21 protein-coding genes are annotated in these 22,780 nt (G+C 74.3%); 9 read left to right on the top strand and 12 right to left on the bottom strand.

Going from position 1 to position 22,780, the window contains the following annotated elements:
- Window positions 1-689: 689 nt before the first annotated feature.
- Genes egtA through egtD form a run of 4 tightly spaced genes read left to right on the top strand, consistent with a single transcriptional unit; the run spans window position 690 to window position 5,332 of the window.
- Window positions 690-2,213, top strand: a complete 1,524-nt coding sequence (gene egtA, locus P2424_RS18780; protein ID WP_276476908.1) for an ergothioneine biosynthesis glutamate--cysteine ligase EgtA — start codon at window positions 690-692, stop codon at window positions 2,211-2,213.
- A complete protein-coding gene (gene egtB, locus P2424_RS18775; protein WP_276476907.1) occupies window positions 2,207-3,541 on the top strand; it encodes an ergothioneine biosynthesis protein EgtB in 1,335 nt (444 codons plus the stop codon). The genes egtA and egtB overlap by 7 nt, the downstream gene beginning before the upstream one ends.
- Before the next feature lie 40 nt (window positions 3,542-3,581).
- The gene (egtC, locus tag P2424_RS18770) at window positions 3,582-4,337 is read left to right on the top strand and encodes an ergothioneine biosynthesis protein EgtC (protein WP_276476906.1); all 756 of its coding nucleotides are present in this window, start codon (window positions 3,582-3,584) and stop codon (window positions 4,335-4,337) included.
- The gene (gene egtD / locus P2424_RS18765; protein ID WP_276476905.1) at window positions 4,334-5,332 is read left to right on the top strand and encodes an L-histidine N(alpha)-methyltransferase; all 999 of its coding nucleotides are present in this window, start codon (window positions 4,334-4,336) and stop codon (window positions 5,330-5,332) included. The genes egtC and egtD overlap by 4 nt, the downstream gene beginning before the upstream one ends.
- Before the next feature lie 113 nt (window positions 5,333-5,445).
- On the opposite strand, the gene P2424_RS18760 is transcribed toward egtD, so the two are convergent.
- Window positions 5,446-5,661 (bottom strand): hypothetical protein, encoded by a 216-nt coding sequence (locus P2424_RS18760; RefSeq protein ID WP_276476904.1) that lies wholly within the window; start codon window positions 5,659-5,661, stop codon window positions 5,446-5,448.
- A gap of 498 nt (window positions 5,662-6,159) precedes the next feature.
- Between P2424_RS18760 and P2424_RS18755 the strand changes: the two genes are divergently transcribed.
- The 3 genes from P2424_RS18755 to P2424_RS18745 all read left to right on the top strand — a co-directional run bounded on the left by P2424_RS18755 (window position 6,160) and on the right by P2424_RS18745 (window position 8,136).
- Window positions 6,160-7,044 (top strand): ABC transporter ATP-binding protein, encoded by an 885-nt coding sequence (locus P2424_RS18755; RefSeq protein WP_276479021.1) that lies wholly within the window; start codon window positions 6,160-6,162, stop codon window positions 7,042-7,044.
- Window positions 7,041-7,700, top strand: a complete 660-nt coding sequence (locus P2424_RS18750; protein WP_276476903.1) for a hypothetical protein — start codon at window positions 7,041-7,043, stop codon at window positions 7,698-7,700. Before P2424_RS18755 ends, P2424_RS18750 begins: the two co-directional genes overlap by 4 nt.
- Before the next feature lie 199 nt (window positions 7,701-7,899).
- Window positions 7,900-8,136, top strand: coding sequence for a chaplin (locus P2424_RS18745; protein WP_276476902.1), 237 nt, complete (start codon window positions 7,900-7,902; stop codon window positions 8,134-8,136).
- Between the two features lie 132 nt (window positions 8,137-8,268).
- On the opposite strand, the gene P2424_RS18740 is transcribed toward P2424_RS18745, so the two are convergent.
- From P2424_RS18740 to P2424_RS18690, 11 genes are all read right to left on the bottom strand, one after another.
- On the bottom strand, window positions 8,269-9,951 hold the full coding sequence (locus P2424_RS18740) for an enoyl-CoA hydratase-related protein (protein ID WP_276476901.1): 1,683 nt from the start codon (window positions 9,949-9,951) through the stop codon (window positions 8,269-8,271).
- Window positions 9,952-10,052: 101 nt separating this feature from the next.
- Entirely contained in the window at window positions 10,053-11,042 is a 990-nt protein-coding gene (hypE, locus tag P2424_RS18735) for a hydrogenase expression/formation protein HypE (protein WP_276479020.1), read from the bottom strand.
- 121 nt (window positions 11,043-11,163) lie between these two features.
- Window positions 11,164-12,291 (bottom strand): hydrogenase formation protein HypD, encoded by a 1,128-nt coding sequence (gene hypD / locus P2424_RS18730; RefSeq protein WP_276476900.1) that lies wholly within the window; start codon window positions 12,289-12,291, stop codon window positions 11,164-11,166.
- Window positions 12,288-12,611 (bottom strand): HypC/HybG/HupF family hydrogenase formation chaperone, encoded by a 324-nt coding sequence (locus tag P2424_RS18725; RefSeq protein WP_276476899.1) that lies wholly within the window; start codon window positions 12,609-12,611, stop codon window positions 12,288-12,290. Before P2424_RS18725 ends, hypD begins: the two co-directional genes overlap by 4 nt.
- Window positions 12,612-12,634: 23 nt before the next feature.
- Window positions 12,635-15,043 (bottom strand): carbamoyltransferase HypF, encoded by a 2,409-nt coding sequence (gene hypF, locus P2424_RS18720; protein ID WP_276476898.1) that lies wholly within the window; start codon window positions 15,041-15,043, stop codon window positions 12,635-12,637.
- Window positions 15,030-15,776: a hydrogenase nickel incorporation protein HypB gene (hypB, locus tag P2424_RS18715; RefSeq protein WP_276476897.1), complete on the bottom strand. Its 747-nt coding sequence runs from the start codon at window positions 15,774-15,776 to the stop codon at window positions 15,030-15,032. Before hypB ends, hypF begins: the two co-directional genes overlap by 14 nt.
- Window positions 15,777-15,780: 4 nt before the next feature.
- Complete coding sequence (gene hypA / locus P2424_RS18710; RefSeq protein ID WP_276476896.1) at window positions 15,781-16,161, bottom strand: hydrogenase maturation nickel metallochaperone HypA; 381 nt, start codon at window positions 16,159-16,161, stop codon at window positions 15,781-15,783.
- Between the two features lie 65 nt (window positions 16,162-16,226).
- Window positions 16,227-16,856, bottom strand: coding sequence for a hydrogenase maturation protease (locus tag P2424_RS18705; protein ID WP_276476895.1), 630 nt, complete (start codon window positions 16,854-16,856; stop codon window positions 16,227-16,229).
- Window positions 16,857-16,944: 88 nt separating this feature from the next.
- The gene (locus P2424_RS18700; protein WP_276476894.1) at window positions 16,945-17,562 is read right to left on the bottom strand and encodes a helix-turn-helix transcriptional regulator; all 618 of its coding nucleotides are present in this window, start codon (window positions 17,560-17,562) and stop codon (window positions 16,945-16,947) included.
- 168 nt (window positions 17,563-17,730) lie between these two features.
- The gene (locus tag P2424_RS18695; RefSeq protein WP_276476893.1) at window positions 17,731-18,693 is read right to left on the bottom strand and encodes a LuxR C-terminal-related transcriptional regulator; all 963 of its coding nucleotides are present in this window, start codon (window positions 18,691-18,693) and stop codon (window positions 17,731-17,733) included.
- A 23-nt stretch (window positions 18,694-18,716) separates the two neighbouring features.
- Window positions 18,717-20,465, bottom strand: a complete 1,749-nt coding sequence (locus P2424_RS18690) for an AMP-binding protein (protein WP_276476892.1) — start codon at window positions 20,463-20,465, stop codon at window positions 18,717-18,719.
- Window positions 20,466-20,883: 418 nt separating this feature from the next.
- Between P2424_RS18690 and P2424_RS18685 the strand changes: the two genes are divergently transcribed.
- Together P2424_RS18685 and P2424_RS18680 are read left to right on the top strand one after the other, a co-directional pair.
- A complete protein-coding gene (locus P2424_RS18685) occupies window positions 20,884-21,963 on the top strand; it encodes a PP2C family protein-serine/threonine phosphatase (protein WP_276476891.1) in 1,080 nt (359 codons plus the stop codon).
- Between the two features lie 192 nt (window positions 21,964-22,155).
- Window positions 22,156-22,671, top strand: a complete 516-nt coding sequence (locus P2424_RS18680; RefSeq protein ID WP_276476890.1) for a lytic polysaccharide monooxygenase auxiliary activity family 9 protein — start codon at window positions 22,156-22,158, stop codon at window positions 22,669-22,671.
- Window positions 22,672-22,780: the final 109 nt, after the last annotated feature.

Below are 22,780 nucleotides of genomic sequence, written 5' to 3'. Positions count from 1 at the left end.
GCATCAGGGCGGGCCGCGCCCTGGCACCGGACAACGGTCTGTGCCGGGGTCCACATTCCCCGAGACCGTTTCCGGCACCGCCATCGCACCACACCCCGGCCGGTTGTGGCGCGGCCGGGTGTGTGACCGGCGGGTATTTCTCCGGCGGCGCCCGCGGATCGGCAAGGTTCCCGTGGGAGTCGGCGACATCGCAGCGTCTGCGGAGAGTGCTACGGCATATGCGCGGCGGAGCGGCACGGGCACCCGCCCGGCGACCGGAGGCCGACCGGGCCCGGCCGGCTGCGGACCGGTCCGCAGCCGGCCGGCCCACGCACCGGAGAATCCGCTCCCGGCGGGATGCCCCGGCCCCGGAGGGACCTATGGCACCGCGTCGGACGCCCCGACGGACCAGCCCGCGGTCGGCCCGCCGCGGGGCCGCTGGAGCGGTGCCCCGGGAGCGGGAGTTTCCGCCAACTCTGTGCACCGGCAGGGGACTCGGTGCCGCGGGTACTGCCGGACCCCGCACCCTCGCACTCCGTCGGCGTCCGGCACCGCCGGCGGCGCGGGCACGACCGGTTGCGGCCCGGCCGGATTCGTGCGGTGGGGCGGTCGCGCAGGTGTTTCCCCGGACGGGAATGGGGACCGGCTCTGATGGAGGCGGGCAGTTCGCGTTCCGCCTCGCAGACCATCGGCGTGACGAGGGGTGGCGGATGACCGGCGACAGGCAGGCGTACCTGGGCGAACCGCTCAGTGAGGCGGCGGCGCTCGCCTACGTACACGGCATCTGCTTCAAGACCGGGCCGCCGCGCCGGGTCGGGGTCGAACTCGAATGGCTCGTCCGCCCGCTGGCGCCCGCTTCCGGCAGCGCCCCCGGGCCCCGCCCGCCGCACCCCCCACCACCCGGGGCCGAGAGCCCCGCACCCCCCCACCGGTCCGGGGCACCGCAGCCCCCGCACCCCCGTCGGCCCCCGCAGGCCGAGCCGCCGAACCGGCCGGCCGCCCGGGTCGGGGCAACCGCCCTCCGCGCCGCCGCCACCGCGCTGCGCGAGGCGCCGCTCTCCTCGGCGATCTCCGTCGAGCCCGGTGGGCAGCTGGAATTCAGTTCCCGGCCCGCGCCCTCACTTGCCGCCTGTGTCCGCGCGGTCTCGGCGGACCTGACCGCCGCCCGGGCCCGGCTGCACCGGCACGGCATCGCGCTGGTGGGCCGGGGACTCGACCCCCACCCCCCGCTCCGGCTGCTGGAGGACCGGCGGTATCGCGCCATGGAGGCGTACTTCGACCGCACCGGCCCCGCCGGTCGGACGATGATGTGCTCCACCGCGTCCGTGCAGGTCTGCCTGGACGCCGGTACGGCCGAGCCGGGACCGTTCGGGATGGGCCGCCGCTGGCTGCTCGCGCACCTGCTGGGTGCCGTGCTCACGGCGGCGTTCGCCAACTCCCCGGCCGACGAGGGGCCCTGGGCCGGGTGGCGCTCCGCGCGGCAGGGCGTCTGGGCCGCGCTCGACGGATACCGCAACCTCGCCCCGCCCGCGGGCGGACACAGTCCCCGGCAGGCCTGGGCGCGGTACGTGCTGGACGCGCCGCTGCTCTGCGTCCGCTCCGCGCAGGGCCCGTGGACGGTCCCGGCGGACGGGATGACGTTCCGTCAGTGGATCCGGCGCGGCAGCCGCCCCGGAACGGGTCCCGGCGCCCTCCGTCCGCCTCTGCTCGACGACCTCGTCTACCACCTGACCACCCTCTTTCCCCCCGTGCGCCCCCGGGGCCATCTGGAGCTGCGGATGATCGACGCGCAGCCGGGCCCGGACGGCTGGATCGTCCCGCTCGCGGTGACCACGGCCCTGTTCGACGACGCGGAGGCGAGCGAGAGCGCCTACCGGGTGGTCAAGCCGCTGGCCGAGCTCACGGCCGGGGGGCCGGCGCCCCGCAACGCGCTGTGGGAACGCGCGGCCAGGGCGGGACTGGCCGACCCCGAACTGCACGCCGCGGCCCGCGACTGCTTCGGCCTCGCCCGCCGGGCACTGCCCCGACTCGGTGCGGGGCGGCGGGTGCGGGCCGCGGTGGCGGACTTCGAAGCCCGCTACATCGGCCCCGGCCGCTGCCCCGCCGACGACCGTGCGGGCAGCGACGACCGTGTGTGCACCGAGCGACGTACGGGCACCGACGACCGTGCGCACACCCGCCACCGGTCCGACACCTCCGAGACCGCCCCCCGCCGGCAGGGAGAACCATGGTGACCGCCGATCAGGAGCGCGCCGCGCTGCGCGCCCGCGCCCACGACGCCCTCACCCGGGCCCGCACCCGCACCCTGGCGCTCTCCGACTGCGTCGAGGACGCCGAACTGACCGCCCAGCACTCGCCGCTGATGTCCCCGCTGGTATGGGACATGGCGCACATCGGCAACCAGGAGGAGCAGTGGCTGCTCCGTGCCGTGGGCGGAGAGGCGCCGCTGCGGCCCGAGATCGACTCGCTCTACGACGCGTTCGAGCACCCGCGCGCCGAGCGCCCCGCGCTGCCTTTGCTGCCGCCGGACGAGGCCCGCTCGTACCTGGCCACGGTGCGCGGGCACGCGTTCCGGGTGCTGGAGCGCGCGGAACTGGCCGGGCGCCCGCTGGAGGCGGACGGCTTCGCGTTCGGCATGATCGCCCAGCATGAGCAGCAGCACGCCGAGACCATGCTCATCACCCACCAGCTCCGGCGCGGCCCGGCCGCGCTGAGCGCACCGCCGCCGCCCGCCCCTCCCGACGGTTCCGGCCCGCTCCGCAGCGAAGTGCTGGTGCCGGCAGGAGCGTTCACCATGGGGACCGATGACGATCCCTGGGCGCTGGACAACGAACGGCCCGCGCACCGCCGGGAGGTACCGGCCTTCTGCATCGACACCGTTCCGGTCAGCAACGCCGCCTACCTCCGGTTCGTCGAGGACGGCGGCTACGCCGACCCGCGCTGGTGGTCGGCGGCGGGCTGGGACCACGTACGGCGCAACGGGCTGCGGGCGCCGCTGTTCTGGAAGCGGGAGCACGGCGGCTGGTGGCGGCGCCGCTTCGGGATTCGCGAACCCGTGCCGGAAGCGGAGCCCGTGATGCACGTCAGCTGGTACGAGGCCGACGCCTACGCCCGCTGGGCGGGGCGGCGGCTGCCCACCGAGGCCGAATGGGAGAAGGCGGCCCGCCACGACCCGCGCACCGGCGGCGACCTGCGCTTCCCCTGGGGCGAGGGGGAGCCCGGGGCCGACCGCGCGAACCTGGGGCAGCGGCACCTGGGCCCGGCGCCGGTCGGCGCCTGCCCCCGGGGAGCCTCCCCGCTCGGGGTGCGGCAGCTCATGGGCGACGTCTGGGAGTGGACCTCCAGCGACTTCGCCCCCTACCCGGGCTTCACCGCGTTCCCGTACCGGGAGTACTCGGAGGTCTTCTTCGGTCCCGGCTACAAGGTGCTGCGCGGCGGGTGCTTCGGCACCGACCCGGTGGTGGCGCGCGCGACGTTCCGCAACTGGGACCATCCGGTGCGCCGGCAGATCTTCGCCGGGTTCCGCACCGCCCGCACCCCGGCGCCGGAGGAGACGACGTGAGCGCCGCCGACCCGCCGGCCCGCACCCCGGAGCACCGCTGATGTGCCGGCACCTGGCCCACCTGGGCCCCGCCCGCACGGTGGGTGAGCTGCTGCTGGCGCCGCCGTACTCACTGCACCGCCAGTCGTGGGCACCACGCCGCCAGGAGCACGGCACCGTCAACGCCGACGGCTTCGGCGTGGGCTGGTACGCCGACGGTGACCCGGTGCCGGCCCGCTACCGCAGATCCGGGCCGATCTGGGCGGACGGCTTCTTCCCCGACCTGTGCCGGGTGGTGCGCACCCGCGCGCTGCTCGCCGCCGTACGCGACGCGACCAGCGGCTGCGCCGCGGGAGAGGCGGCCGCCGCTCCCTACGCCGCCGGGCCGTGGCTCTTCAGTCACAACGGCGCGCTGACCGGCTGGCCCGCCTCCCTGGCGCCGCTGGCTGCCGGGCTGCCGCCGGAGGAGCTGCTGGGCCTGGAGGCCCGCTGCGACTCGGCGCTGGCCTGGGCACTGGTCGGGCACCGGCTGCGGGCGGGCACGGGGTCCGGCGCCGCGCTGGCCGCGACCGCGGTCGAACTCGCCGACGCGGCGCCCGGCTCGCGGCTCAACTTCCTGCTGACCGACGGCCGTACCCTGGCCGCAACCGCCTCCGGCGACACCCTCTGGTATCTGCTGGAGCCCGGTACGTCCCTCACCGTCGCCTCCGAACCGCACGACGCGGATCCGGGATGGCGGCCGGTTCCCGACACCCATCTGCTCACCGGCGACCCGGGCGGCATCGAGCTGACCGCCCTGAAGGAGTTCCGCGCGTGACCCCGTCCCGGTTCACCCTCACCCGTACCCTGCCCGCGAACGCGACCGCGGCCGCGTTGGCGGCGGATGTCACCCACGGGCTCACCCGCACCCCGAAGAGCCTGCCGCCCAAGTGGTTCTACGACGCCCGGGGCAGCGAGCTCTTCGAGCAGATCACCAAGCTGTCCGCCTACTACCCCACCCGCGCCGAGGCCGGGATCCTGCGGGACGCGGCACCGCGGATCGCGGAACTCACCGGGGCCCGCACACTGGTCGAACTCGGCTCCGGCTCCTCGTACAAGACCCGGCTGCTGCTGACCGCGCTCGGCGCCCCGCTGACCTATGTGCCCGTCGACGTCAGCGAGTCCGCGCTGGCCGAGGCCGGACACGCGCTGCTCGCCGACCACCCCGGGGTGGCCGTGCACGCGCTGGTCGCGGACTTCCAGCAGGAGCTGCCGCTGCCCGAGTGCCCGGAGCCGAAGGTCGTCGCCTTCCTCGGCGGCACGATCGGCAATCTGCTGCCCGCCGACCGGGCCCGCTTCCTGGCCTCCCTGCGGTCCCGGCTCGGGCCGCAAGACGCCCTGCTGCTGGGGACCGACCTGGTCAAGGACCCCGCCGTACTCGTCGCCGCCTACGACGACGCGGAGGGGGTCACCGCACAGTTCAACAAGAACGTCCTGCACGTCCTCAACCGCGAACTGGGCGCTGACTTCGACCCCGAAGACTTCACCCACGTGGCCGCCTGGGACGGCGAGAACGAGTGGATCGAGATGAGGCTGCGGGCCCGCAGGGCGCTGAGCGCCAAGCTCCCCGCCGTCGACCTGAGCGTCGACTTCCGGTCGGGGGAGGAGTTGCGGACCGAGATCTCGGCGAAGTTCCGCCGGGCGTCCATCCGTGCCGAGCTGGCCGCTGCCGGGATGCGGCTGTGCCAGTGGTGGACCGATTCCGGGGACCGCTTCGCGCTCAGCCTCGCCGTGCCGGAGCCGGACGCGCGCGTGCGGCACGCCGCCGGCTGAGCGGGCCGGGCACGACGAAAGGCGTGGAGGGGCCCGGTCCTTGGAGGTTCGCGGGTGGGCCTCTCCACGCCGTCACGGGTGCGACCGGTCTGCTGCGGACCGGCCTTCAGCCGTCAGTCGTTCTGCATCGGGCCGAAGACGAAGCCCACGGAGTTGCTGACGATGTGGTCGTCGTCCGAGATGTTGACGTGGACCTTCTTGCAGTGGATCTCCTTGTGAACCCAGTTGTGCCCGTGGCCCCCGGCCACCGCCGAGGCGGTGCCGGCAGCGGCCAGGCCGAAGGTGGCCAGGCCGACGGCGAGGGAGCGCGTGAGGGTGCGCGTGCGCATGAAAGCCTCCGAGAAGGTCCGAAAGAACAAGTACCGGTCCATCGTCGCCACGCATCCGGGCATTACAGCGCAATATATGAAAGACACGGCATAACCGACCCGAATGGCTCAGGGTGCCGCCGTGGCCGCTGATCCGCGCGGGCCGCGCCCGGGAAACACCTCTGAGGCGGCACACCTCCGAGGCGGCCCACTTCTGAGGCCGGGGCCGCCGAAGCCGTGCACGGCAGCCGCCCCCGCCACCGGACTCCCGGTGACGGGGGACGGCCGGGTCACGCGACGTACCGGACTCGTCTGCCCCGCGCCGGGAGAATGAGCGCTCCCGGTGGCGCGGAGGTACCGCGGCAGCGGAGAATCCGATCCGTCATACCGACGAGGCGGTTCGGGGCGGGGCGAGGGGCCCGGCCGCGCGGGGACGTCGCGAAGCGGACCGCTGCGGCGGAGTCCGGAGGCCCCGGAGGCACATCCGGCGCCGCCGGACCGGACGGAGGAGCCCAGTTGTTGCACCTGCACGCGGTGAGCAAGCGCTACGGCCGTGGCGGTTGGCTTCTTCGCGACATCGAAGTGGCCGTCCCCGCGGGAGAGATCGCAGCGCTCACCGGCGGAAACGGCTCGGGCAAGTCCACCCTGCTGCGCATCGTCGTGGGCCTGACCCGGCCGACACGCGGCCGGGTGGCGGCGCGGCCGGCGGTCGTGGGGTATGTGCCCGACCGGTTCTCTCCCGGCGAGCGGATGTCGGCAGTCGGCTACCCGACGCATCTGGGCCGGGTGCGCGGGCTGCCCACCCAGGTGGCCTCCTCGCGCGCGTACGAACTGCTGGAGAGGCTGGCCCTGGTGGGCGGGGAACAGGCCCCGCTGCGCGAGCTGTCGAAGGGCAACGCGCGGAAGGTCGCGCTGGCCCAGGCGCTGCTGGTGGAGCCCGGGCTGCTCGTCCTCGACGAGCCGTGGTCGGGGCTGGACGCGGCCGCCCACGCGGTCGTCGCCGACATCATCGCGGAGGTCGCCGACGGCGGCGGCACGGTGCTCTTCACCGATCACCGGGAGTCGGTGACGCGAGCCCGCGCCACGCGGACCTACGCCCTCGGGGACGGACGCGTCTCGCTGCGCGGGCCGGAATCCGCCCCGAACGACCCCCGGCCTGCCTGCGAAGTGGTGCTGACCGGATACCCGGGGCGCGGCACGCCCCGGTATCTGGTCTGGGAGGAATTGGCGGGTGTGCTGGCGGTGCGCCGTGGGGCCTCGGAGATCACGGTGCGAGTGGCCGGCGAGGCCGTCGACGCGCTGTTGCTCACCGCACTGCGGCACGGCTGGTCCGTGGCACGGGTGACAGGCGGCGCGTCCGGTTCCGGGGAGCCGGACGCGGCCGTGCGGGGAGGCGCCCGGTGATCGCCCTGATCCGCTACACGTTCGCCTCCGTGCTGCACACCCAGCGCTATGTCGCCCCGCTGCTCCTGTTCGCGGGCCTGCTGGGCGTACTGACCGTCAACGGCAGTGGCGCGCTGTCTTTCGCCTACGCGTCGTCCGCCGGTGCGCTGTTCATCTGCTCGACGTGGCTGAGCGTCGCGCTGATGAGCCTGGACGAGCCGGCGCAGCGGGCGATCGTCGTCGTCGCCTCCGGTGGCCGCCCGCTCAAAGTCCTCCTCGCGTCGATCGGCACCGCACTGCTGAGCTGCGGGGCGCTGATGGTCGTCGGACTGGTCCTCCCGCTGTGGCTGGGTCGCTACGACGTGACCCTGAGGGGTCTGGTGCTGGGATTGGAAGCCCAGCTCACCTGTGCGCTCGTCGGCACCGCGATCGGGGTGCTGTGCTCCCGGGCGGTCTTCGCGCGGCAGGGGTACGCGCTGGTGAGCGCTGTCGCGCTGGTGATGCTCGCCCTCCTCTCCAAGGGGATGCCGCCGGTCAACCGGCTGTTCACCCTGATGTCGACGACCCCCGACCCGGCGGGGCTGCTGGCCCCGGCGGGCGGCATGCTCGCGCTCGCGGCCGTGCTCCTCGTCGCGGCCGCCGCGCTCACCCACTTCGTCGCCGTCCGCAGGGGGTGACCCTGGGGTGGCGGCACGCTGTCACCGAGGGCGGGTCGTCCGCTGCCGGGCCCATGGCGAAGGCGGTGGTGCGCCGTTGGTCCGCGAGCTCGTCTGATCGAGTGGGCGCCCGTTCCGTGGGCGTGGCGACGGAATGCCCGGTTCATACCCGGGTGCACTCTTGTCCGCGTCCGGCACATCGAACACAGGGAGGATCACCATGCGCATCCGTACCGCGGTTGTCGCCTTCGGTCTCGCCGCCACCGCCGTGCTCGGCGGGGCCACGGCCGCGTCCGCCGACGCGGGCGCCCAGGGCGGCGCGGCGAAGTCGCCGGGAGTGCTGTCCGGCAACGTCGTGCAGATCCCGGTGCACATTCCGGTCCAACTGTGCGGCAACACCGTCGACATCATCGCGCTGCTCAACCCCGCCTTCGGCAACGCCTGCGTCAGCGACTGACGCGGTACCGTCCGACGCGCGGCCGGGGCCTTCCCGTTCCCGCGCGGGTCCTCGGCAGCACACAGGAACGCCCCGCCGACGGCGGGGCGTTCCTGTGTGCGGTGGCGCAGGGCGCGGACCGGCGCGGAAGCGCTACTCGCGCAGCCCCGGAACGGCGCCGGGCGGGGGCTCCTTGCGCAGGAAGGCCCGGCGCAGCGCGTGGTGCGGGGCCGCCGGATCGAACAACACCCGGTGCATCGCTGCCAGCTCCCGGTCGCGGTAGGCGGCCAGCGGCTCGGTCGCCTCGTCCCGCGCGCGGTTGCTCTTCTTGACCGCCAGCCGCTGGTGCGTGGCCGGGTCCTCGGCCAGCGCCGCCGCCAACTCCGCCACCCGGGGCGCGAATCCGCTCGGCGAGGTCGGCAGCACCCGGTCCACCAGTCCGATCCGGCGCGCCGTGGCGGCGCTCATCGGTTCGGCGTCCCGCATCAGCGCCTCGGTGATCTCCGGCCCGACGCGGCGCGGCAGCGTGTACGTCCAGAACTCCGACCCGGGCAGGCCCATGAGCCGGTAGTGCGGGTTGAGCACCGCTCCCGCCCTGCACCACACCTCGTCGGCCGCGGCGGCCAGCATCGCGCCCCCGGCCGCCGCGTTGCCGCCCAGCGCGGCGACGACCAGCCGGTCGGTGGTGGTCAGTACCGCCTCCACCACGTCGTCGAGGGCCTGGATGTTGGCCCAGCCCTCCGCGGCCGGATCGGAGGCGGCCTCGATGACCCCCAGATGGATACCGTTGGAGAAGAAGTCCCGGGTGCCGCCCAGCACCACCACCCGCGTCGGTCGGGTGCACGCGTACCGGTAGGCGGCGAGCAGCCGGCGGCACTGCACCGTGCTCATCGCCCCGCCGGGGAAGGAGAAGCGGACGAACCCGACGCCGTTCCGTTCCCGGTATCGGATCTCGGTGTGGGTGTGCCGTTCGGGCGCGAGCTCCAAGGGCGCCGGGCGCTCCGGTACGTCCGGCAGCCGCTCGCCCAGCGCCAGAGTCGCGGGCAGCCGGAAGGCCCGCGGCCTGCCCGCGGCGCGGCGCGGCCGCAGCTGCGGAATCCACACCGCGCCGTCGACCGTCGCGCGGCAGATCGCGCCGGCGCGGGTGGCGAGGATCTCGCCGGGTGTCCCGTACAGCTGGTCCTCGGCGTGTCCGCCGTGCAGGAACCACTCCGCGCCCAGCAGTTCGTCCAGCACGCCGGGCTGCGAGTCGGCGGCCCGCAGGGTGCGCAGCACGTCGAGCGTCCGGAAGGTCTGCCAGTCGATCCGCCGCTCGGCCTGGCGCATCCGCGGACTCGCCGACGGCTCGATCCCGTCCTGGGGGCGTGGACGGTGGCTGCCGGAGGCGAACCGGGCCACCGCGCTCCTGAGCGCCTCGAGCGCCGCGTCGGCCACCTCCCCCCGGTACAGGTCACTCTTGCTGATCCCCTCCGGCAGGGTGCACTCCGCCGAGGCCCAGACGGGGCCCGCGTCCAGTTCCGCCTCGGCCTGCAGCACCGTCACCCCCCAGCGGGTGCGGCCCGCGTGGACCGCCCGGTCCAGTGAGGAGGGCCCGCGGTCTCCCGGCGGGCCCGGATGCACGATCAGGCAGGTGAGCCGCGACCACACGTCCGCGGGCACCGCGGTGCGCAGCATCGGCGCGACCACCAGCTCGGGGCTGTGCCGGTCCACCGCGCGCCGCACGTCGTCGCCGTCGCCGACCACCTCGGTCGCGACGGTGTGGCGGGCGTCCCGCAGCTCGGCCTGAACACGCTGGGTCAGACTGTTGAAGGCGCTCGCGATGAGCAGGATCCGCACCACGACCTCCTGGTGATGGCTCGTTGGGGTGCTTCGGGGTCCGGCCCGGCGGATCCGTCCGGACGGATCCGCCGAGCACGGCGGGGCTGAGCGGACACGGCTCAGCAGATACGCGGGAGTTGTTCGCCCAGGGGCTGATCGACGACCCGGGTGCCGCCCAGTCCGGTGCGGGCGACGACCATCCCGGGATGGTCCTCGACACACTCGCCGATCACGGCAGCCTGCGCTCCCAGCGGATGCGCGCGCATCGCGGCGAGCACCGCGTCCGCCTCCGCGCGGGGCACGAACGCCAGCAGCTTGCCCTCGTTCGCCACGTACAGCGGGTCCAGGCCCAGCATCGAGCAGGCGGCGGCGACCTGTTCGGGCACCGGCACCGCCCGCTCCCTCAGGACGACGCCGACCGAGGCGGCCGCCGCGATCTCGTTGAGCGCCGCGGCGACGCCGCCGCGGGTCGGGTCGCGGAGGACGTGCAGCTCGGAGGTGATCGCCAGCATGTCCGCCACCAGGGTGTGCAGAGCCGCGCAGTCGCTCTCGATGCCGACCTCGAACTCCAGCCCCGCACGCCGGCTCAGCACCGCGACCCCGTGCTCTCCGACCGCGCCGCTGACGATGACCACGTCGCCGGGTGCCGCCCGCTGCGGGCGGATGTCCACCCCGTCCGGGATCAGTCCGATACCGGCGGTGTTGAGATAGACGCCGTCGCCGCGCCCCGCCTCCACGACCTTGGTGTCCCCGGTGGCCACCTCGACACCGGCCGTCCGGGCCGCCGCTCCCAGCGCCCCGGCGATCCGTGCCACCAGGCCGAGCTCCACCCCCTCCTCCAGGATGAACCCGCAGGAGAGGTAGGCGGGCCGGGCGCCGCTCATCGCCAGATCGTTGACCGTGCCGTTGACGGCCAGGTCGCCGATGCTGCCGCCGGGGAAGAACAGCGGCCGCACCACGAAGGAGTCGGTGGAGAACGCCAGCCGGGCACCGCCGACCTCCAGCGCCGCGGAGTCGGCGAGCGCCGAGAGCGCGGGACCGCCGAACGCGGGCGCGAAGATCTGCTCCACCAACTCCGCCGAGAGCGCTCCGCCCCCGCCGTGGCCCATCACGATCCGCTCGTGGCCGCGCAGCGGCGCCGGGCACGTCCAGCCGGACGGGTCCGGCGCGGCGCGGTCGCCGGCGGGGGCCCCGGGGTCCCCGGGGGCCGTCTGTCCGACGGCCTCGATGCTAGTCAACGGTGCTCGCCTCCAGGGGTGCGGTCGTGGTCCCGCCGAGCCGGCGGTAGAGGTAGTAGGCGGCGCAGGCACCCTCGCTGGAGACCATCGTGGCGCCCAGCGGGGTACGCGGGGTGCAGGTGGTGCCGAATGCCTCGCACTCGTGCGGCTTCAGCAGCCCCTGCAGCACCTCGCCGCTGCGGCAGGCGGCCGGCTCCCGGGTGGTGATGCCCTCCACGCTGAACCGGTGCTCCGCGTCGAATTCCTCGAAGCGCGGCGCCAGCCGCCAGCCGCTGTCCGGGATGACGCCGATGCCGCGCCAGCCGCGGTCGGTCGTCGTGAACACCTCGGCCAGCATGGCCCGCGCCGCCGGGTTTCCCTGCGGCACGACGGCCCGCTGGTAGGCGTTCTCCACCGTCGCCCGACCCGCCTCGAGTTGCCGTACCGCCCGGCGGACGCCCTCCAGGATGTCCAGCGGTTCGAAACCGGTGACGACGATCGGCACCCGATGGCGCTCGGCCAGCTCCGGGTACTCCTCGGTGCCCATGACGCTGCACACGTGCCCGGCCGCCAGGAACGCACGCACCCGGCAGTGCGGCGCGTTCATGATGGCCTCGATCGCGGGCGGTACCCGTACGTGGGAGACGAGCAGACTGAAGTTGCGCAGCCCCTCCCGCGCCGCCAGATGCACGGCCATGGCGTTGGGCGGGGCCGTCGTCTCGAAGCCGATGCCGAAGAAGACCACCTCGCGGTCCGGGTTCTCGCGAGCCAGCGCGAGCGCGTCCAGCGGTGAGTAGACGACGCGCACGTCGCCACCCTCCGCGCGGACCTGGAACAGGTCCCGGCCGGTGCCCGGCACCCGCAGCATGTCGCCGAACGAGCAGAAGATCACCCCGGGCCGGGAGGCGATCTCCAGTGCCTTGTCGATCAGTTCGAGCGGGGTCACGCACACCGGGCAGCCGGGCCCGTGGATCAGCTCGAGCTCCTCGGGCAGCAACTGGTCGATACCGTGCCGGATGATGGAGTGCGTCTGCCCGCCGCACACCTCCATCAGCGCCCAGGGCCGGGTGACGGTCGCGTGGATGTCGTCCAGCAGCTTCCCGGCCAGCTCCGGGTCCTGGAACTCCTCGATGTACTTCACAGCCGCACCTCCCGCGGCGCGTCGCCGGGCTGCGGGACGCCGTCGGCGCGCTGCTCCGCCTCCGCTGCCCGCCACGGATCGCCGAACTCCTCCTCCAGCAGTCCGAGATTCTCGAACAGCTCGAGGGTCCTGCGCGCCGAGTCCTCGTCCAGCCGCTGCAGTGCGAAGCCGACGTGGACGATCGTGTACTCACCGACCCGCAGATCCGGCACGTACTCCAGGCACACCTCCTTGACCACTCCGCCGAAGTCGACGGACGCCATCCGGGTGCCGTCCCGCTCCTCGATCCGCAAAACCTTTCCGGGTACCGCCAGACACATGGCCTCTCCTCGTTCGACGGTGGTCAGTGCGCCGCGCAACCGGTCAGCGGCGGGGTATGTGCCTCGGCCGCGCGGGCCGCGACCACGAGCTGGCCCAGTGCCAGCCCGCCGTCCCCGGGCGGGACGAGCCGGTGCCGCAGCACCGTGAATCCGTCGGCGCGCAGCGCGCCGGCGCAGGTGCGGGAGAGCACCGCGTTGGCGAACACCCCCCCGGTCAGGGCCACGGTCTCCACCCCGTACCGCTCGCGTGCCGCCGCGCAGGTGCGCCGGACCAGTGCGGCGACAGCCGTGTGGAACCGCGCGGCGATCACCTCCCGCGGTACCCCCGTCCGCAAGTCCTCGACCACGGCCGCCAGCAGCGGCGTCGGATCGGCGAGCCGGGGCGGCTCGCCGGTGCCGTCGCCCGGGTCCGCCGCGGCCGGGCGCAGCGGGAAGTCGTAGCCCCCCGGATCCCGCTCCGGGCAGGCCGCCGCGGCCGCCTCCAGCTCGATCGCCGCCTGCGCCTCGTATCCGGCCCGCTGGCACACCCCGGCCAGCGAGGACACCGCGTCGAAGAGCCGTCCCATGCTGGAGGTCGGCACACAGCCCAGGTTCTGCTCCAACTGCCGCTCCAGCACTCGCCGCTCGGTGTCCGTGCAGGCCGCGGTGGGTGGCAGCGCGGCGTCCCAGGACAGCCCGGCGGCCCACAGGTGGGCCAGGGCCGTCCTGGAGGGGTGCCGGATCGCCGCGTCGCCGCCGGGCAGCGGCGCGTACCGCAGATGTGCGTACCGGATGAATCCGTCGTAGTCGGCCAGGAGGAACTCGCCACCCCACACGGCGCCGTCGTCGCCGTACCCGGTGCCGTCGAAGGCGACGCCCAGGACCGGTGAGGAGCCGTCCAGCCCGTGCTCGGCCAGCGCGGAGGCCACATGGGCGTGGTGGTGCTGGACGCGGCGCAGCGGGCGGCCCGCAGTGTTCCGCTCGGCCCACCCCGTCGACCGGTACCCGGGGTGGCGGTCGGCGGCCAGCACCTGGGGTGCGACGCCGGTGATGTCCTCGAGCTGCTGCTCGGCGCGGGCGAACGCGCGCAGCGTCGCGAGGTCGTCCATGTCCCCTACGTGCGCGGAGAGCCAGGCCTGCCGGCCCGTGCCGAGGCAGCAGGTGTTCTTCAGGTCGCCGCCGACCGCGAGTGCCGGCCGGACCGGCACCGGCAAGGTCAGCGGCAGCGGCGCGTACCCGCGGGAGCGGCGCACCGGCAACTCCTCGCCGCCGCACACCCGCACCACCGAGTCCTCGCAGGGCACATGGATGGGCCGGTCGTGGGTCAGAAAGGCGTCGGCGAGGTGCGCCAGCCGCTCAACAGCCTCCTCCTCGCCGGTGGCGATCGGCTCCCCACCGAGGTTGCCGCTGGTCAGGACCAGCAGCCGCGGTCCGGGCGGGTCCCCGGGCAGGCCCAGGAGCAGGTGGTGCAGCGGGGTGTAGGCCAGCAGCACCCCCAGGTCGGGGCTGCCGGGTGCGACCGAGGGAGCGGGAGCCGGACCGGCCGCCGCCGCGTCGGTGCGGCGGCGCAGCAGCACGATGGGGCGGCGGCTGCCGGTGAGCAGCGCCCGCTCGACCGGGCCGATGTGGGCGAGGTGTTCGACGTCGGTCACCTCGCGGGCCAGCAGTGCGAACGGCTTGTCCCCGCGGGCCTTGCGGCGGCGCAGCAGCGCCACCGCCCGCTCGTCGGCCGCGTCGCAGGCCAGGTGGTAGCCGCCCAGGCCCTTCACCGCGACGACCGCGCCCTCGGCCAGCAGCCGCCGGGCCGCGGCCACCGGCTCGCCGGGGATTTCGGCCGGGCCCGACGCCGCGGTGGCGGGCCCCAGCAGGCGGACGCGGGGCCCGCAGTCGTGGCAGGCGACGGGCTGCGCGTGGAAGCGCCGGTCGCCCGGATCCCGGTATTCGCGCGCGCAGCGCTCGCACATCGGGAACCGCGCCATCGTGGTGTTGGCACGGTCGTAGGGCAGCCCGGTGACGATGGTGAAGCGCGGTCCGCAGTCCGTGCAGGTGATGAACGGGTGCCGGTAGCGGCGGTCCGCCGGGTCGGTCATCTCGCGCAGGCAGGCGTCGCAGGTCGCGGTGTCCGGGGCCACCAGAGTGCGGCGCCCCGCGGCCGGGCGGGAGGCGAGGATGCGGAAGCCGGACCCGCCCGCGGGGGGCAGCGGCTGGTGGCTGACCGACTCGATCACGGCAAGCGGCGGAGCCTCGGCCCCGATCCGCTCCCGGAAGGCGGCGACCGCCTCCCCGGCGCCCTCCACCTCGGCCACCACTCCCTCGCCCGTGTTGGTGACGTGGCCGGAGAGCCCCAGTCGGCCGGCGAGCGCGTACACGTGCGGGCGGAAGCCCACGCCCTGGACCACGCCGCGGACCAGCACGCGGCTGCGCTCGGCCCCGGAGAGGTCAGCCTCCGACATGGGCGTGCGGTCCGTCGTGCGTGTGCGGCCTGTGCGCGTGTCCGGCGGGGTGGGCCATCACCGGCCGGTGCGCGGCGGCTCCGGCCCCCACCGCCAGCGCGCGCTCCAGCAGCACACCGAGGTTCAGCCCGTCGCGCACCGAGGTGTCGAGGACCTCCACGCCCGGATTGACCTGCCGGACGTTGGCCAGGAACGCCTCCCGGTCGAAGCCGGCGGCCTGCGCCAGGTCCTGTTTGGTGACGACCACGAGCTGCGCGAGCCCGAAGGCGGTGGGGTACTTCAGCGGCTTGTCCTCGCCCTCGGTGACCGAGGCGAGCACCACACGCAGCGACTCGCCGAGGTCGTAGGAGGCGGGACAGACCAGGTTGCCCACGTTCTCGACGAACAGCAGCCTGGTGGCCTCGGGCAGCCACCCGGTCAGATGCCCGGCGAGCATGTCGGCCTCCAGATGGCACAGGCCGTCGGTCAGCACCTGCTTGACCGGCACCCCGGACCGGGCGAGCCGTCGGGCGTCGTTCTCGGTGGCCAGGTCCGCGGTCAGGGCCGCCGCCGCGACGCCCCGCTCCCGCGCCAGCCGCAGCTCGGTCTCCAGCAGCGCGGTCTTGCCGCTGCCCGGGCTGGAGAGCAGGTTGACGACGGTTGTGCCGCGCGCGGCCAGTTCGGCGCGCAGCCGTTCGGCGCGGGTGTCGTTGCGCTCCAGCACGGCCTGTCGCAGATCGGAGACACGGCACATGGCTTCACAGCTCCTCAAGGGCTCGGGTGCGCTGCGGGTCCTCGGCCCACCGCACGGTGGCGATCTGTAGCTCACGGCCGGACAGCAGCTCGGTGCGCGAGTCCGCGCACCGCGGGCAGCCCAACCGCGGGGGCAGCCCCGTATCCCACTCCCGTGCGCAGCACGTGCACCGGGCGCGTCCCGCCACCTGGTCGGTCACCAACTCGGCGCCGGACAGGACGGTGCCCTCGCAGGCGAGCGCGAAGGAGAAGCGCAGTGCGTCGGGGACGACCCCGGCGAGTTCGCCCACCTGCAGGGTCACCGTCTCGACGCCCGCGGCGCCGTGGGTGCGCGCTGCCTCCTCGACCTGGCAGACCACTGCCATGGCGATGGACATCTCGTGCATCGGTCACTTCCCCTGCGCGGTACGGACCAGGCTGCGGCCCGCACCATTACAGGGGGCACCGCCGGTCACCCCCGGGCCGCCACGCCGCTTTCCCGGGCGGCCGTCCGCCGTTCGGCGGCTTGTGCCCGCTCTGCCGATCCCGGCTGCCCGGCCGCCGCGGGGCGGTCGGCCGGAGCCGGGGCCTCCGGGGGCACGGGGGCGGGCCCGTCCGCCAGCAGCCGCTCCACCACCGTCACCGCCTCGTCCACGGCGGCGGCCACCGGGGTGCTCAGCCCGATGCCCTCCGCCAGGTCCGCGGGCTCGCAGCCGACGAGGAACACCCGTCGGGGCGCGCTGCCTCCGGTACCTTCCCGCAGGGTCTCCAGCAGGGCGAGGACGGCGTCCGGAGACATGTGGTGCCCGTCGACGGCCGGCACCCCGGCCGGGCAGGACCGGTCCTCCTCGGCCACCTCGATCAGCCGCACCGTCCCGGGGGCGCCCCCGCGGTGCACGGCGTCCACCAGGATCAGCGTGTCGCAGCCGTCCAGCACCTGGTAGGCCAGGTGCACGCCGCGTACGCCGATGTCGAGGACTTCCACATCGCCGGGCAGCGGGCGCCGGGCCAGCCGCTGTACGACCTCGACGCCGAAGCCGTCGTCACCCAGGAAGATGTTGCCGATCCCCGCGACGAGGGTGCGGCCGGTCGGTTCGGTCATACGGACTCCGCGGGTGGGGTGGTCCGGCACGGCCCCTGCGCCGCACCGGACCGCGTGGGAGGGGTGGAAGGGAACGGGCCCGGGAACCTCAGGCGCCCTGCGGCACCCGGGACCGGTCCGGTGTGCCGTGCCGCCCGTCGCCCGCCTCCGCTGCGCCCTCGGTGACCGGGCGCCAGCGGCCGGGGCCGTGCTGCTCGGCGAGCCCGTGCTCGGCCAGTCCCAGCAGGTGCTTGAGCACGGTGCGTTCCTGGTATCCCACGCTGGCGGACAGCTCCTCGACTGTCGTGCCCGACGCGCCCGCGGCCCGCACCCGTTCCCACGTACGGCCCGCGCTCTGCCCGAGCCCTCCGTCGCGGGCGGGGGTGCGGAAGAGCTCTTCCGCCGCCTCGGAGCCGGCCGCCGGCTGCGGAGCGCTCTCCGGCCCCTGCTCCGGCTTCCCCGGTCCTTTCTCCGGCGTGGTCTCGGGGGTGCCGCGCGGGGTGCCGCCGGGTGCGGGCAGGGGCCGGGCCGCCGGAGCTTCGGCGCGGCCGGCCGGGCCGTGCGCCGCTGCCGTCCCGGCTGCCGCTGTCCGGTCGGGGACTGTCTTGTCCGCCCCTGTCCGGTCCGCTGCTGTCGCCCGGACGGACCTCGCCCGGACGGCGGGACCGACCGGGCGTGGAGTGCGGTTGACCGTGCGGTGCTTGCGTCCCTTCTGCCGCTTGCTCATCGTGCGCCCGCCTCTGCTCGGTGCTGCGGCGGGGTCTCCAGGGCCGGGAGGGTGTGTCGTTGTGCAGTGATCATGTGGGGGTTAACGAACGACTCCGCTTCGCGTGGATCGGCCGATCGGGGCACCCGGGCCGGGCGGGGCGCCCGAGCCCGTCGGAACGCCCGGCGGTCAGGGCAGCAGGCCGTGCCGGCGGGCGGCCGCCACCGCGTGGTGGCGGCTGTGGACGCCCAGCTTGCGGGTCGCGCTGCGCAGGTAGGCCTTGACCGTCTCCGCCTCCAGCCCCAGATACTGGGCCGCTTCGGCGTTGGTGCAGCCCAGCGCCACATAGGAGAGCACGTCGAGCTCGCGCGGGGAGAGCCGCGGCCGGTCGGCGGCCGGGGCGTCCGGCCGGCTCCCGGGGTCGGCGTCCGGAGGGCCGTCGCCGGAGCCGGATTCGACCCCGGCCCGCAGGAAGCGGTCGCACGCCTGGCGCAGTCTGTCGCGCAGCGCCGTGTCCTCGATCTCCTGGGCGATACCGCGCAGCTCCGCGTGCAGGTCGCGCAACGCGTCGAGGCCGGGCGCGGCCGGCTCCGGTGCCGGGGCTCCGGCGGCGGCCTCCAGCAGCCGGACGCGCCGGTCCACCTCGTCGCGCACGGTCAGCTCGCTCGCCAGGCGGCGCGCCGCGTCCATGAGCGCCGCGGTCGCGCGATCGCCCAGCGGCGCCGTGTCGCGGGCCGCGGCGTAGAGCACGCCACGCACCCCGCCCTGCACGGTGACCGGGGCGGCCACTATCGCGCGGATGCCCTCGCGGCGCACGGGGCTGTCGTAGTCGTGGGTGATGGTGGTCGCCGGTACGTAGTCGTTGACCGCGTAGGGGCGCTGGTGCGTCAGGACGTAGCCGCCCAGCCCTCGGCCGGGGACCACCCGCAGACCGCGCATGGAGTCGGTCAGGGTGCCGTTGAACTCCGTCAGCCGCAGCGCCCCGTCGGCGACCTCCCCGCCGAAGACCGTGCGCACACCGGTGCGCTGCCGCGCCAGCCGGAGGGCGTGCCGGTAGGCGTCGGTGTCGCCCTGCCGCAGCGGAGCGCGGGAGAAGGGCCCCGCGCCGCCGGGAGCGCGGGGGTGGGAACGGGAACGGTCGGGTGAAGGCAACCTCGACTCCTCCGCTGCGCTGGTCAATTCGACGGGGTGTTCGACTGCGGGGCGGCTCGGTGTCCGGCTCCGGCTCCGGCTCCGGCTCCGTCTCCGGAGCCGGGATGCCGGGCCGTGGCCAGCAGTTCGATCGACCGCTCGCGCATCTCGACCTTGCGGATCTTGCCTGTCACGGTCATCGGGAACGCGTCGACCACATGGACGTAGCGCGGAATCTTGTAGTGGGCGAGCCTGCCGGAGCAGAACGCGCGGACGTCGTCCGCCGAGAGCGGTGCCGCGCCGTCCCGCATTCTTATCCACGCCATCAGTTCCTCACCGTAGCGCTCGTCGGGCACCCCGACGAGCTGCGCGTCGAGGACGTCGGGATGGGTGTGCAGGAACTCCTCGACCTCCCGCGGATAGATGTTCTCGCCGCCGCGGATGACCATGTCCTTGATCCGGCCCGTGACGCTGACATACCCGTCCGCGTCCATCACCGCCAGGTCCCCGGTGTGCATCCAGCGGGCGGCGTCGACGGCCTTCGCGGTCTCCTGCGGCTGCTCCCAGTAGCCGAGCATCACCGAGTAGCCGCGGGTGCACAGTTCGCCCGGCTCGCCGCGCGGCAGGCACCGGCCGGTGTCCGGGTCGACGACCTTGACCTCCAGGTGCGGTCCGACCCGGCCCACGGTCGACACCCGGCGCTCGACCGAGTCGTCGGCCCGGGTCTGGGTGGAGACCGGCGAGGTCTCCGTCATGCCGTAGCAGATCGACACCTCGGCCATCCCCATGCGCTCGATGACCTGTCTCATCACCTCCACCGGGCACGGTGAGCCGGCCATGATGCCGGTGCGCAGGCTGGTCAGGTCGAAGGAGTCGAAGTCCGGTTCGGCCAGCTCGGCGATGAACATCGTCGGCACACCGTACAGCGCGGTGCAGCGCTCCTGCTGGACCGCCCGCAGCGCCGCCGCCGGCTCGAAGGCGGCGGACGGGATCACCATGCACGCGCCGTGGCTGGTGGCGGCCAGATTGCCCATCACCATCCCGAAGCAGTGGTAGAAGGGCACCGGCAGGCAGATGCGGTCGGCTTCGGTGTAGCGGCACAGCTCGCCGACGAAGTAGCCGTTGTTGAGGATGTTGTGGTGGGAGAGGGTGGCGCCCTTCGGGAAACCGGTGGTGCCGGAGGTGTACTGGATGTTGATCGGGTCGTCCGCGGAGAGCGTGGCCGCGATGCCGTCCAGCACGTTGCGGGCTGGCTCGGGCCGGCGCGCCCGGCCGTCGTCCAGCAGCCCGGCCCACCCCTCCTCGCCGAGTAGGACGACGTCCTCCAGTGCCGGGCACTCGCCGCGCACCTGCGCGATCATCGCCGCATAGTCGGAGTCCTTGTGACTGCGGGCCGCCAGCAGGGTGCGGATCCCCGCCCGCGCGAGCACGTACGCCAGTTCGTGTGCGCGGTAGGCGGGGTTGATGTTGACGAGGACGGCGCCGAGCTTGGCCGTCGCGTACTGCGTGAGCGTCCATTCGGGGCAGTTGGGCGCCCAGATGCCCACCCGGTCGCCCTTGCGGACGCCCAGTTCGTGCAGCCCCAGCGCGAGGGCCTCCACCTCGGCGCCGAACTCGCGGTAGCTCCAGCGCCGTCCGCTGCTGACGTCCACCAGCGCGTCCCGCTCCCCGTGGGCGGCGACGGTCCGGTCCAGGTTCTCTCCGATGGTGTCGCCCAGCAGCGGGGTCGTCGAAGGCCCGGAGGCGTAGCTGCGCGCGGCCGGGTGCGCGGGGTGGGGTACGGGCGCGGGCACGGCAGCCTCCACAGGGGTCCATCGGGTGTCGTGCGTCACACTTACCTGCCCCGCGGAGCGGCCCGCTACCCCTTGTCGGGGGTAGCGGCCGCCGGCCGCACGGTGCGCCCTGACCCCGAGTCGCTTCAGTGCGACGAGGGGTGCCCTGCCGGTCCCGCCGCGACCACGGCCCCGGTGCCGCGGCCTGTACCCGTGCCGGGTCGGGGCGCTTGCCGGGGGCGGGTGCGGCTCGCGGGCCGAACGGGTGAATCCGGCCGCCGGGTGGCCCGTGCGGGCCGGGCCGTCGGCGGTTCCGCTGTCCTCTTCCGTGGGTCCCCGGCCGTGAAAACGATGCAGAAATATACGCAAATGGGAGAATCGGCGGGACAGGGAATCGACTCCGTCCGCGCGTCGGACCGACAGGAACAGGGAGGGCCGGGTGGGCGGGCCCGCGGATGGACTGGGCAGAGTGCCGTACGCGGCACCGCCGCTGCTGCTGCTCGGCGGCGTGGCGGCCGACGTGTTCTCGCCCGAGCCGTACTACGGGCTGCCGCTGCTGGCCTGCACCTCGATGGTGGCCGGCCTGAGCTATTCCTTCCGGACCAGTGTGCTGTTCGCGCTCGCGGCGGGCCTGGCGGCCGCAGGATCGGCGGGATCCGCCGGCCGTGCGGGTTCGGCCCTGCTCATCGACGTGGCGGCGGTGCTGTTCGTCAGTGTGGTGGGGCTCTGGATCAAGTGGCTCGTCGACCGGCAGGGCCGCAATCTGGCCCTCGCGCTGACGGTCGCCGAGGCCGCGCAGCGGGCCGTGCTGCCGGCGCCGCCCGCCGACGTGGGCCCGCTCGCGGTCGCCGACCGCTATGTGGCGGCCCAGCAGGGGGCGGCGATCGGCGGCGACCTCTACGCCCTGCAGGAGACGCCGTTCGGCATTCGCGCCGTGATCGGCGATGTGCGCGGCAAGGGCCTGCCCGCCGTCTCCGCTGTCTCGGTGGCCGTCGGGGCCTTCCGTGAGGCCGCCGAGCACGCCCCGACCCTGCACGAGCTGGCCGACCGGCTCGATCGCGCCCTGGACCGGGAGGGGGAGCGCCGCCGGGGTTCGGAGGACGACGTCGAAGGGTTCGTCACGGCGCTCTTCGTCCAGATCCCGCCCAGCGGCGACACGGTCACCGTGCTCAACCGCGGGCATCCGCCGCCCTATCTGCTGCACGACGGCAACGCCGTCTGCCTGGAGCCCACCCATCCGGAGCTGCCGCTCTCCACCGGGCTCGGCTCCGCGACCGGGGCCCCGGTGGAGGAGACCTTCCCGCTGGCGCCGAACGATTCCCTGGTGCTGGTCACCGACGGGGTCACCGAGGCCCGTAACGCGCAGGGCGATTTCTTCGACGTCCGGTGGGGGCTGTGCTCAGCGGGCCTGAGCCGCGCGGACGAACTGGCAGACGCGCTGGTCAAGGCGGTCACGGAGTGGACGGACGGCCGGCGGCAGGACGACATGGCACTGCTGGTGCTCACCCGCGGCACGTGAGGCCGCGGGTCGCCCGCGGTGCTGTGACCGCGTGGTGTCCGATGTCTTGACCGTGTGCGGTCACTTGCTTAAGTCTAGACCAATCGGATGACCCCCCACCGGGTTCCGGAGCGCCGCGCCCTGTGCCGCGCTCGGCGGTGACGCCGGGTGCGGCCGGCGGCTCGCCGGTCCCGCTGCCCGAAGGAGTTTGTCATGCACAAGAAAAGGAAGCTGGCCGCGCTCGTCGGTGCCGGGCTCTCGCCTCTGCTCGTCCTCGGTCTGTCCGTGACCCCCGCCAGCGCCCACGGCTACATCAGCGACCCCGCCAGCAGGCAGGCGCAGTGTGCCGCCGGAGTCGTCGAGTGCGGCTCCATCAAGTACGAGCCGCAGAGCGTCGAAGGTCCCAAGGGGCTCCAGGACTGCGCCGGCGGCCACGACGAGTGGGCCGAACTGCGCGACGACGACCACGGCTGGAACGTGGCCGACGTCGGCAGCTCCGCGACCTTCAACTGGACGCTGACCGCGGCGCACCGCACGACCACCTGGCAGTACTTCATCGACGGCCGGCAGATCGCCGAGTTCGACCAGGGCGGGGAGCAGCCGCCCTCCCAGCTCTCGCACGACGTCGACTTCGGTGGGTTCTCCGGGAGGCAGACCGTGCTGGCGGTCTGGAACGTCGCCGACACCGCCAACGCGTTCTACGCCTGTGTCGACGTGAACATCGGCTGAGCAGTCGTCCACGGGGAGCCTCCCGCCGCCGTTCCGCGGCCGCGGGAAGCTCTTCGATTCCTCTCCGGGACTCCTGCGCCGGCGGGTGAGCCCGTGTCCCCTCCCGGCG

Source organism: Streptomyces sp. WMMB303 (assembly GCF_029351045.1).
Lineage (GTDB): Bacteria > Actinomycetota > Actinomycetes > Streptomycetales > Streptomycetaceae > Streptomyces.
The sequence above is the reverse complement of the archived record's forward strand: the minus strand, read 5'-3'. Positions and strand labels throughout refer to the sequence as shown.

What these genes read in the sequence shown, in the direction of transcription:
- egtC (WP_276476906.1), top strand. Translation starts at nt 3,582, where the DNA reads ATGTGCCGGCACCTGGCCCACCTGGGCCCCGCCCGCACGGTGGGTGAG.
- P2424_RS18760 (WP_276476904.1), bottom strand. Translation starts at nt 5,661, where the DNA reads ATGCGCACGCGCACCCTCACGCGCTCCCTCGCCGTCGGCCTGGCCACC.
- egtA (WP_276476908.1), top strand. Translation starts at nt 690, where the DNA reads ATGACCGGCGACAGGCAGGCGTACCTGGGCGAACCGCTCAGTGAGGCG.
- hypE (WP_276479020.1), bottom strand. Translation starts at nt 11,042, where the DNA reads ATGGGCCACGGCGGGGGCGGAGCGCTCTCGGCGGAGTTGGTGGAGCAG.
- P2424_RS18745 (WP_276476902.1), top strand. Translation starts at nt 7,900, where the DNA reads ATGCGCATCCGTACCGCGGTTGTCGCCTTCGGTCTCGCCGCCACCGCC.
- hypF (WP_276476898.1), bottom strand. Translation starts at nt 15,043, where the DNA reads ATGTCGGAGGCTGACCTCTCCGGGGCCGAGCGCAGCCGCGTGCTGGTC.
- hypB (WP_276476897.1), bottom strand. Translation starts at nt 15,776, where the DNA reads ATGTGCCGTGTCTCCGATCTGCGACAGGCCGTGCTGGAGCGCAACGAC.
- hypA (WP_276476896.1), bottom strand. Translation starts at nt 16,161, where the DNA reads ATGCACGAGATGTCCATCGCCATGGCAGTGGTCTGCCAGGTCGAGGAG.
- P2424_RS18700 (WP_276476894.1), bottom strand. Translation starts at nt 17,562, where the DNA reads ATGAGCAAGCGGCAGAAGGGACGCAAGCACCGCACGGTCAACCGCACT.
- P2424_RS18680 (WP_276476890.1), top strand. Translation starts at nt 22,156, where the DNA reads ATGCACAAGAAAAGGAAGCTGGCCGCGCTCGTCGGTGCCGGGCTCTCG.
- P2424_RS18725 (WP_276476899.1), bottom strand. Translation starts at nt 12,611, where the DNA reads ATGTGTCTGGCGGTACCCGGAAAGGTTTTGCGGATCGAGGAGCGGGAC.
- egtB (WP_276476907.1), top strand. Translation starts at nt 2,207, where the DNA reads ATGGTGACCGCCGATCAGGAGCGCGCCGCGCTGCGCGCCCGCGCCCAC.
- P2424_RS18705 (WP_276476895.1), bottom strand. Translation starts at nt 16,856, where the DNA reads ATGACCGAACCGACCGGCCGCACCCTCGTCGCGGGGATCGGCAACATC.